We start from the raw sequence: 9575 nt of genomic DNA, 5'->3' as shown, positions 1-9575 counted from the left end.
GCGCACCCACTCCGGCTGGGTGTACTGCCCGGGGACGTTGATCAATCGTGAGAACGGCGGCTGGGTGCCGCAGGCCGTGTGAGGACGGTGCTGGTTGTAGTAGTGCAGCCAACCTTCCAGTTCCCCGCGCCGCTCGGCCTCGGAGGTGTAGCAGCGGGCGTAGGCCCAGCCATCGGCCAGGGTGCGGTGGAATCTCTCGATCTTGCCGTTGGTCTGCGGCCGATACGGCCTGGTGCGCTTGTGCCTGATCCCGAGCTCGGCACAGGTGTCTCCCCACAGGTGTGAGCGGTAGGCGCCTCCGTTGTCGGACAGGACCCGCTCTACGGTGACGCCGTGGGCGTTGAACCACTCGACGGCCCTGACCAGCACTGCGGCGGCGGTGAGGGCGGTTTCGTCATCGTGGATCTCGGCGTAGGCGACGCGGGAGTGGTCGTCGATGGCGGTGTGGACGTAGGCCTTGCCCATCAATGGGTCCCGGTACTTGTTGCGGGGCTTGCCGGGTGTGGCGGCACGGTTCTTCTCGCCTTGCCGGCGTCCGACGTAGCGCCAGCCGCCGCCGTCGGGGATGTTCCCAAGCTTCTTCACATCGACGTGCAGCATCGCCCCAGGATGGTCGTGTTCATAGCGCCGGACTGGTTCGCCGGTGGCGCGGTCGACGTGGGAGAGCCAGTTCAGCCGAGCGTCGGCCAGGATTCGGTGGACCGTCGACGGAGCGATCCCGAGCCGGCACGCGAGTTGGACTGGCCCCTCGCGCAGGCGCATCCGGAGCTGGATGCAACGTTTCGCAGTCGCGTGGCTGGTCTTGTTCGGCGACCGGTGCGGCCGCGAACTGCGGTCCTGCATGGACTGGCCGGCGCGGTAGCGGTCGGCCCAGCGCTTCACGGTGGGCCAGGAGGCCTGGAACCTTGCGGCGACCTCGCTGATCGGCCAGCCCTGGTCGACCACGAGCTGGCCGACGATCAAGCGGTGGCGTGGCGTGAGAGCGGCGTTGGGGTGTGACATGGGGACCTTCCGAGAGGGTTTGAGCGGGGACGGCGTGAGTCGTCCCCGCTCTTGCTGCCGCGCTCGTCACGGCCGATCAAGTTGATGCAGCAGCGCCAGCACCGCGGCCGTGTCGGTGGGTGAGAAGAAGGCCGCGTCAGTGGCTTCCACTTCTTGTACTGCCCTCTTGGCCAGGTCACTGCCGGCGCTCGTAACGGTGAGAATTTTGCTGCGGCCATCGTTCGGGTCTGTGTGACGCTCGACGAGGTGCTTCTCTTCCAGAGTGCGCAGGACCTGGGAGGTCATCATCACGTCTGTTCCGGCGAACTCGGCGACGCGGCGCTGGCTGGGTTGCTCTCCGCCTTCGCTGGTCAACCACCACACCGACGTGAGCAGCACGAACTGCACATGCGTCAGGCCCAGAGGTTTGAGCACCGCCGTGATGCGTCGCTGCCACTGCAGCGTGACACGCCACAGCAACAGCCCGGGACTGGACTCTGGCAGCAACGACGCGCTCATCGGGCAGCGGCCGCACCCAGGGCGGCGATCACCTCATCGAAGTCGCTCGACACCTGCCGGCCCACTTCCTCGCACATGGCGTCGCTGGCGCCGTCCACCACGCACCGGTACGTGATGTGCGTACCGTCGCCCTCCGCCCGCACCTCGTGTCGCACGCGCACCGACACTCCCGCATCCGGAACCTCGGTCAGGTCCTCGTACCCGAGGCAAGGTTTGGCCCATGTGATGCTAAACGGCAGTTGACTCCCGTCGGGGAAGTTCATGCGCGCCGTCGTCCCTGCCTCAAAGGGGCCGTCGATCTCGATACTCGCCACCCCCTCGTTCCATGCCGGCCACGTCGAGACGTCCGACAGCAGCGCGTAGACCTGGTCCGGGCTGGCCGTGGTGCGCCCCTCATGTGTTGCTGACCACATGCATCCTCCTAAGTAGTAAGTGCACATATTATATCAACCAACGTCCCCGGCCAGTACACCTAGGGGCTTGCGGCCAGCGGGCTTACGAGCGCCAAGTGGATCCATTCCGGCCGTCAGGTCGGCGTGGGCTTACGGACGCGATCACAACTACGAACCTCGCGAAAAAGACGACACCGAGCGAAGCTACTCACAGATCTGTCCGTCAGTCCGAGACGTCCGCACGTGCACCGGTGAACGACCGGCATACGGGACATTGCGTGCGGCGTGAGGCTCATATCGGTCGGTGACCGGATCTCGCTGCACGCCGCCATCAGGACGCTCATCGAGTCAGCGAGGACCCACGCGGACGCGTGATGAAGAGTCTCTCGGACCGTGGAGCGGAGTGTACTTGCTCCAGGCTGCGCTCACCGAATGTTCGGATGAGGACCCGCGTGGGAATCGGGGGCGCTGCCCTTACTGTGGTCCAATCGGGTCGCGTTTGCGATTGTCGTCACGATGGTCTTCGCGGCCTGCGGGGTTCTGGCGCAGCGAGACGGCTCGACAGCAAGGAGGCGTCCACAGCCTCACGGAAGGCCGGTCCTCATGCCCGCCATCACTTCCCACTGCGTCCCGGCTCCGTACGTCCAAGCGGGTACCACACCGACACCGCTCGCGGTTCTGCCGACTGAGCGGCCCTGCTAGAGGCTTCAAAACGAGCGTCGCAACGGCGGCGTCTCATCATCACCGGGTTCGCCTTCTTGGCCACGCTTACCTGCCAACTCATTGCGTTCACGACGACATCTCGGCGTCCGCAAGGTGATCCTGCGATGCTCGGTGCGCCGGTGAGCGTCCGTGTACCGCCTCGGTGGACCGGTGAGTCGCCAGCTAGGCGGTGGCCCGCGGTGCGCTCCGGCCGACGCCGTACGCAGCCTGGGGAGGGTGGCCATACGGCAACGCCCCCCTCATCGGTGGGGGCCGTTGTCCGCGCGGACTTTGAGGCCGTCAACGGGGCACAGCACAAGCTACGCCGCCGAGGCTGCAGGAGCCAGCGGGGCCTACCAGTGCGGAAAAGGCGGGTTGTCGAACTCGATGCGGAGTTCGGCGATCCGCCACACGTCCTCCTGCAGCGCCAGGCTGAACCGGGCAGTTGCCGTCGCAACGACCGTGGGCGCAGCGCCAATCGCGGCGATCAGCGTCAGGTACGAACTGACCTGGACGGCGGTGTCGGTGCTGTCCGAGCTGAGGAGATTGTTGAGCACGTGCCGCTGTCGAGCAGGCGCGCCCTCCGTGGGGGTGGCAGCGAACTCCACAATCGTGTCGCGGCCGCGCAACGGGCCGACGATGACCTGCCCGCCAAGGGCGAAGGACCACGACGCGTCCTCCGTGTGGATGTTGGAGAGCAGGTCGAAGTCGCGGGTGTCGAGCGCGGTTGCGTACTGCGCGAGGACCTGCTGAGCGTCGAACGAAGTGACGGTCATGCGACGGTCAGCACGATCTTGCCGCGGATGTGTCCCTGGGCGGCGCGCTCGTGAGCGGCCACGGCGTCCTCAAGTCGGAAGGTGCTGTCGATGGCAATCTTCACGATGCCCTGATCGATCAGTTCGGCGAGCTCACCGAGCTGGGCGCCGTTCGCGCGCACCTGGGTGCTGGAGAAGTAGACGTCGCGCTCCGCTGCCTGCTCGGGGTCGATGGGACCGAAGAACACCGGGAACAGCGCTCCGCCGCGCTTGGTGAGGGGCAGGAACCGGCCTGTGCTTGGACCGCCGACACTGTCGAGCACGAGGTCGTACTCTCCCTCGGGAGAAGCCACCGTGTAGTCGACCACTTCGTCAGCGCCCAACTCGCGGAGGAAGTCGCCGTGGCTCCCAGAGGCGACAGCGGTGACGTCGGCGCCCTTCCACTTCGCGAGCTGGAGTGCGATGTGACCCACCCCGCCGGCGGCACCGTTGACCAGGACGCGCGTGCCGGCGTGCAGCGGCACCGGGTGGTGAAGCTCCGGCTGGAACGGGGGTACCACGTCGTGTCCGCGCTCGATGAGGAACTGCCACGCCGTCAGACCCGCCATCGCGGATGCCGCCGCGTGAACGTGGTCGATGCCGGCGGGCTTGCGTGCAAGGTCGGTAGCGGGCGCGGCGACGAATTCCGCGTACGCGTCTGCCATCTCGTCCGGGAACCGGACCATCCCGAAGACCTCGTCACCGGGAACGAACTGGTCGACGTCGTCGGCGACGGCTTCCACCACGCCGGAGATGTCCGAACCGAGGATCAGCGGGAATTTCAGGACCGGACGCATCTCGGGCGGCAGCACCGTCATCCCTTCGCGGACGTACCAGTCCGGCGGGTTCAGCCCGATCGCGTGCACCTGGACGAGGACCTCGCCGGCACCGAGCTCAGGGCGAGCCACCCGCTCGTACTGCAGGGCCTCGGGGCCACCTGGGGCATGAACCTGAACTGCGTGCATCATCTCGGACAACTGTGCTCCTCTGAACGTCTATACTAACTGAATCAGTGATCCGAATATATGGACCACTGATCCAGATGTCAAACGAGGTGATCATGCGAGCCGACGCCCGCAAGAACTACGACCTGGTGCTCGATGCCGCTGCCGTCGTCTTCGCTGAGGAGGGCGCGGAGGCGTCGTTGCGCACCATCGCGCGCCGCGCGGATGTCGGGCTGGCCACCCTGCTTCGGCACTTCCCCACCCGTGATGCCTTGCTCGAGGCGCTCCTCCGGACCGGCTTTGCCGAGCTCGCCGCACGCGGGGACGCCCTTCAGGCCGCGGATGACCCTCGGGATGCTCTTCTGACCTGGTTGACGGAATTCGTTCGGTGCGCCGACAGCTACCAGGGTGTCGTCTCGGCGATGGCCGCCGCCATCGAAAGTCCTGAGTCAGCGCTGCACGCTGCGTGCGTCGAGATGCGGGCAGCGGGCGGGTGCCTGCTTGATCGGGCCCAGAAGGCGGGTGTGGCCCGGTCTGACCTCGACGGTGAGGAGCTGTTCGTCCTTGCGGGGGGAATGGCGTGGACGTGCGGGCAGGTGTCATCGCCGGCGCAGCGGCAACACGTGCTCGACGTGCAGTTGGGTGCGATCCTCCTCTAGCGCCTGACTGCCCCGATCCTTGTTCGCGGGCCCGGAGACCGGGCCGCGGCAGTGTCCCGTGGAGCCGTCACACCGCACTGTGAACGGCTCCACGGGACTGTCTTCGGTCAGCCGAGCTGCTTCGCCATCCAGGCCCCCGACCTCGGCGATGCGGGCGTCTGCCTTTGACGGCGGCCTCGACTTCGCGGCGTAGTAGCTCGACGGGGCGAGCTGCAACGTCCTGCAGATCGGCTCGACTCCGAACTCGTGCTTGTGCTGATCGATGAACTGGGTCATCGACTGGACGGGCGGTCGAGCTCCGCCGCGAAGACAGCCGACGCCGACCTCAGAATCTGGTTCGCACGCCGCAGCTCGCGGACCTCACGCTCCAACTCCGCAATCCGCTGCGCGTCGTCAGTGGTAACACCACCCTGCCGGTCGCAGGCGTCGATCTCGGCCTGCTGCACCTACCGCAGCGTTTCCGGATTGATCCCCAGCTGCTCACCGATCCGACGCAACGCGCCAGCTCTCGTGTTCGGGTCGCGGCGGGCTTCCACCGCGAGCCGGACCGCTCGGTCCCGAAGCTCATCCGGGTACTTCCTCGGTGCTCCCATGCTCGCGGGTGTTGAGCCGCATGACGCTGTCAGGTGCCTGGCCGATGGTGTCCCATGTCGGAAGCCCCGGGCCGTTGGGTTTTCCGGTCTTGATGAAGTTCAACCAGTAGCTGCTCATCGGGTCTGCCGTGAGTTTGGTTGACATCTGATCTGTGGCCCCGGGAGGGGTTGCTGGAAGGATGTCATCATGCCCGCTGCGTATCCGAAGGAGTTCCGCGACGATGTCGTGGCTGTTGCCCGCCGGGGTGACATGAGCATCAAACAGGTCGCGAAGGACTTCGGGATCGCCGAGTCCTGCCTGCGCAACTGGCTCGCCCGCGACGACGTCGAGGCCGGGACCAGGCCCGGTGTCACGAAGGCCGAGAACGAGGAGCTGAAGGCCCTCAAGCGCCGCAATCGCGAGCTGGAGATGGAGAACGAGGTCCTGCGCCGGGCCGCCGCCTATTTGTCGCAGGCGAACCTGAAACTGGGCCAGTCCCCAAAATGACCTTCCCCGTCGTCACGGACCTGGCCGGCGACGGGGTGCCGGTGAAGCTCTCGTGCCGGGTGCTGGGGTTCTCCCGTCAGGCCTATTACCAGTGGCTCGCCGACCCCGTCAGCGAGCGGGAACGGTCCGACGCGCAGGCCGCGAACGCCGTGCTCGACGCGCATGCCGATGATCCGGAGTTCGGCTACCGGTTCCTCGCCGAGGAGCTTCGTGACAAGGGCTTGGAGGTGTCGGACCACCAGGTGTTGAAGGCATGCCGGCTGGTCCGTGTCCGCTGCTGCCACTCGATCCGGCGCGGGGCTGGGAAGCGGCCCGGTCCGCCGGTCCATGACGACCTCGTGCGTCGTGAATTCACTGCTGACAGGCCCAATCACCTGTGGCTGACGGACATTTCGGAGCACTGGACCGGGGACTCGAAGCTGTACTTGTGCGCGGTCAAGGACGTGTTCTCGAACCGGATCGTCGGGTACTCGATCGACCGTCGCATGACCTCGCAGCTCGCCGTCGACGCGTTGCAGATGGCCGTCGCCCGCCGTGGCGGACGCTCGAACGTGGCCGGTTGTCGGGTCCACTCGGATCGAGGATCGCAATTTCGTTCCCGCCGCTATGTGGAGACGATCCGCGTCAACGGACTCGTGGGGTCGATGGGCCGGGTCGGCGCCGCCGGCGACAACGCGGCGATGGAGAGCTTCTTCGCGTTGCTGCAGAAGAACGTCCTCAACCGGCGCCGCTGGACAAGCTTCGAGCAGCTCCGGTTGGCGATCGTGACCTGGATCGAGCGGACCTACCACCGTCGCCGCCGTCAAGCCCGTCTCGGCAGGCTCACACCCATCGAGTTCGAAATGGTTCAATCAACCCAGGCGGCTGCCGCCGCCTGAAAACCCGTGTCAACCAAACACGAGGCAGACCCGGCGGCCCCAAGCTTGGGTACGCGTTCGTGCACACCGTCATTGACGACCACTCCCGCGTCGCGTACACCGAGGTCCACGACGACGAGACGGCCGTCACCGCCGTCACCGCCGTCGCCGTCCTTCGCCGGGCGGTGCAGTGGTTCGCCGGCCATGGCGTCACCATCGAGCGGGTGCTGTCGGACAACGGTGGGGCGTACCGGTCGCACCTGTGGCGCGACACCTGCGAGGCCCTGTCGATCACGCCGAAACGGACCCGCCCGTACCGCCCGCAGACCAATGGGAAGGTGGAGCGCTTCCACCGGACGATGGCCACGGGTGGGCCTACGCCCGCTGCTACACCAGCGAGCAAGAACGCCGCGACGCGCTCGAGCCGTGGCTGGGGCACTACAACGAAGTGCGGCCGCACACCGCGTGCGATAACCATCCGCCACTCACCAAACTCAGAGCGGCTGGCTACTCTTCGGCGGCTTCGACGCCCACGCCAGGCGGCTCCTCGGTGAAGAACTCGGGGTCCGAGTAGGGAAGGATCGTCCAGTGGAGATCCTCCGCCGAGTCGATCCGGCTGGGAACGGAGGCGTCTTGTTGGCGGGTGTGGTCCTGGATCAGATGCATCTGAACTACTTTGGCCGCTCGACGAATCTGCTCCACGATCCCCCCGGCGGGTATGTCCAGCAGCGAGGCGATCTGGTCGGCTGCACGGTCGACGTAGAAGCCAGCCTGCTTGTCGAGGTTCCGCTGCCGCGCCAACCCATGGAACGTCTCCAAGTCCGACAACTGGTAGTACTCGATCCGGCGGTCGGGGTCCCAGAAGCCACCCAGACCTGACGCAAACTGCTCCGCCACCTGCAGCTTTTCTGCATGTGGTGCGCGGGTGGTGCGTAGGCCGTCCGGAACCCGAACCAGGCCAGGTTCGCGAGGTTGCACTCCGTAGAGGCCCAAAGGTGCACTCCACTCCCACTCGGCGGCCTCGTACAGCCAGCGTGCCTTCGCCACTTCCTCCATCGCGAGCACCAGGAGCGCCTGAGCCCGGCCAGCACTGCCCCGGTCCGCCAGGGCGTGGGCATCCTCCACAAGCGCCACCGCGTTCGCCATCAGGGACTTCCACCATCGGCGCGCGAAGTCTGCGCTGACCTCTTCAACCTGCGGCTCGCCCATTCAGCGAGTATCTCGCGTCACCGGCCAATCCTCGATCAACGTGTCCGGTCAGTACACCTAACGCACCCGTGGCGCCTCGGAGGTGCCACGGGTGCGCCCGAGTCAGATGGAGGCTGTCGCCCGGTCCGTCTCGTCGGAATGTGTGGAGGGCAATGCGCGTTGTTCGTCCGCTCCGTTGAGCTCACGGACGCCGTCGAGTGCCCCGGACTGCGGCACGAGGGTGTGCGTGGCATGGATGGTGGAAATTGCGGTGTTGACGGGCGTGGTACGGCGCTGGTTGAAGTTCAGCGACAGCACATCCGGCCGTGAGTAGTGGCCCACGGGGTCGGCGGCCTGCTTCGCCAAGGTGATCGCAGACAGATCGATGTCGGCGTAGAGGATCCCCTCCTCATCTTCGGCGAGAGGAGTTGCGAGATCGCGGCCGTCCGGCCCGATGATCCGCGCGAAACCTCCACCTCGGCCGATCAGCTTTCGCTGTTCGTCGTTGTCGCAGAAGAACTCGTGAGCCTCCGGTGTGACCACCTGGGTGGTGCAAACCACGAAGGTTTGTCCCTCGAGTGCGTACATACGCGTGGCCGTGAGCTGGGCATCGACACCGAAGGCGGGGACCTCCGGCTGGTACAGCGACATGCCAGGCCAGCCCGCGACGTGCACCTGCTCGTGCATCGAGTACATCGCGTACTTGGTGAGCGTCTGGAAATGCTCCCAGCAGTTGAGCGCGCCGAGCCGTGCGAAGGGCATGTCGTATACGGAGATATCCGAGCCGTTTCCTTCTCCGTATACCGAACGCTCGACGTGGGTGGGCTTGAGCTTGCGGCGCCGGGCGACCAACTGCCCATCGGCGTCGATGACGAGCTGGGTCATGTACAAGCTGCCGCCATCCCGCTCACTGATTCCCACCACTACGGCGATGTTGTGGTCGCGGGCGGCATCGAACAACCGCTGTACGTGCGGGCTGTCCATCGTCAGAGAATTCTCGTGGTAGCGCACAGCGAACTTCGCCATTCCGGCGAGCGGGCTGTCCACCCAGATGTGGTACGGGTACCCCGGGATAAATACCTCCGGAAACGCGACGAGCTCGCACCCGTTCCGGGCCGCCTCCGCGATGATGGACACGGTCTTGTCGACCGTCTTGGCCGCGTCGAACCACACAGGCTGTGCCTGCACCGCAGCAACTTTGAATGTGTTTGTGTATTCGACCATGTCCGTACCTCCGTTGCTTGTGTTTGGTAGGACAGTACGAGGTGAAAAGGCGCATGAATTGACGTGGAATGACAAGGGTCCTGGCATTCTGTGCCACCCGCATAAGGGAGTTCGCCTAGCGGCTCGGTCGGGGGAGTCCCGTGGTGCGTTCTTCACACCGCCGGCGCTGCGACTGTCCGCAACCATCGATCATGCGCGCCGGTCCAGGCCGCCCCACCGTCGTACACCATGCCCC

General features: G+C 66.0%; 10 protein-coding genes, 2 pseudogenes and 1 other annotated feature. Of the genes and pseudogenes, 3 read left to right on the top strand and 9 right to left on the bottom strand.

The genetic code is table 11. The annotated features are described in order from the left end of the window. The 5 genes from GOSPT_RS01980 to GOSPT_RS01960 all read right to left on the bottom strand — a co-directional run. On the bottom strand, window positions 1–1002 hold a 1002-nt coding region (locus GOSPT_RS01980; protein ID WP_005202379.1), incomplete at its 3' end, for an IS481 family transposase. Window positions 1003–1068: 66 nt separating this feature from the next. Continuing rightward, complete coding sequence (locus GOSPT_RS01975) at window positions 1069–1500, bottom strand: MarR family winged helix-turn-helix transcriptional regulator (RefSeq protein ID WP_039854376.1); 432 nt, start codon at window positions 1498–1500, stop codon at window positions 1069–1071. Continuing rightward, entirely contained in the window at window positions 1497–1913 is a 417-nt protein-coding gene (locus GOSPT_RS01970; protein ID WP_005202377.1) for an SRPBCC family protein, read from the bottom strand. The genes GOSPT_RS01975 and GOSPT_RS01970 overlap by 4 nt, the downstream gene beginning before the upstream one ends. A gap of 1034 nt (window positions 1914–2947) precedes the next feature. Next, window positions 2948–3370, bottom strand: a complete 423-nt coding sequence (locus GOSPT_RS01965; protein WP_005202375.1) for a nuclear transport factor 2 family protein — start codon at window positions 3368–3370, stop codon at window positions 2948–2950. Next, window positions 3367–4356 (bottom strand): NADP-dependent oxidoreductase, encoded by a 990-nt coding sequence (locus tag GOSPT_RS01960; protein WP_005202372.1) that lies wholly within the window; start codon window positions 4354–4356, stop codon window positions 3367–3369. The genes GOSPT_RS01965 and GOSPT_RS01960 overlap by 4 nt, the downstream gene beginning before the upstream one ends. A 74-nt stretch (window positions 4357–4430) precedes the next feature. On the opposite strand from GOSPT_RS01960, the gene GOSPT_RS01955 reads away from it, so the two are divergent. Continuing rightward, window positions 4431–4991 carry a TetR/AcrR family transcriptional regulator gene (locus GOSPT_RS01955; RefSeq protein ID WP_210735047.1) on the top strand — a complete coding sequence of 187 codons (561 nt, stop codon included), beginning with the start codon at window positions 4431–4433 and terminating at the stop codon, window positions 4989–4991. Between the two features lie 189 nt (window positions 4992–5180). Here the strand turns inward: GOSPT_RS01955 and GOSPT_RS24640 are convergent. Both GOSPT_RS24640 and GOSPT_RS23520 read right to left on the bottom strand, forming a co-directional pair. Next, window positions 5181–5365: pseudogene (locus GOSPT_RS24640) on the bottom strand (IS3 family transposase); the annotation flags it as partial. Then, window positions 5193–5306 (bottom strand) — a sequence feature (AL1L pseudoknot). (Overlaps the previous pseudogene by 114 nt.) A gap of 190 nt (window positions 5366–5555) precedes the next feature. Further along, a complete protein-coding gene (locus GOSPT_RS23520; protein ID WP_005202364.1) occupies window positions 5556–5729 on the bottom strand; it encodes a carboxylesterase family protein in 174 nt (57 codons plus the stop codon). A gap of 42 nt (window positions 5730–5771) precedes the next feature. Here GOSPT_RS23520 and GOSPT_RS01935 point away from each other — a divergent pair. Further along, a protein-coding gene (locus GOSPT_RS01935) for an IS3 family transposase (RefSeq protein ID WP_373278521.1) occupies window positions 5772–6949 on the top strand; the annotation gives its coding sequence in 2 pieces (ribosomal slippage) (window positions 5772–6032 and window positions 6035–6949; 1176 coding nt in all). Further along, a pseudogene (locus GOSPT_RS22980) lies at window positions 6922–7502 on the top strand (integrase core domain-containing protein); the annotation flags it as partial. The gene GOSPT_RS01935 and the pseudogene GOSPT_RS22980, both read left to right, overlap by 28 nt. Here GOSPT_RS22980 and GOSPT_RS01925 read toward each other — a convergent pair. Then, a complete protein-coding gene (locus tag GOSPT_RS01925; protein ID WP_005202357.1) occupies window positions 7436–8137 on the bottom strand; it encodes an AbiV family abortive infection protein in 702 nt (233 codons plus the stop codon). The pseudogene GOSPT_RS22980 and the gene GOSPT_RS01925 overlap by 67 nt on opposite strands. Window positions 8138–8239: 102 nt before the next feature. After that, window positions 8240–9340 carry a carbon-nitrogen hydrolase family protein gene (locus tag GOSPT_RS01920; protein WP_005202355.1) on the bottom strand — a complete coding sequence of 367 codons (1101 nt, stop codon included), beginning with the start codon at window positions 9338–9340 and terminating at the stop codon, window positions 8240–8242. Window positions 9341–9575 lie beyond the last annotated feature (235 nt).

The sequence above is a fragment of the Gordonia sputi NBRC 100414 genome, from assembly GCF_000248055.1.
Lineage (GTDB): Bacteria > Actinomycetota > Actinomycetes > Mycobacteriales > Mycobacteriaceae > Gordonia > Gordonia sputi.
The sequence above is the reverse complement of the archived record's forward strand: the minus strand, read 5'-3'. Positions and strand labels throughout refer to the sequence as shown.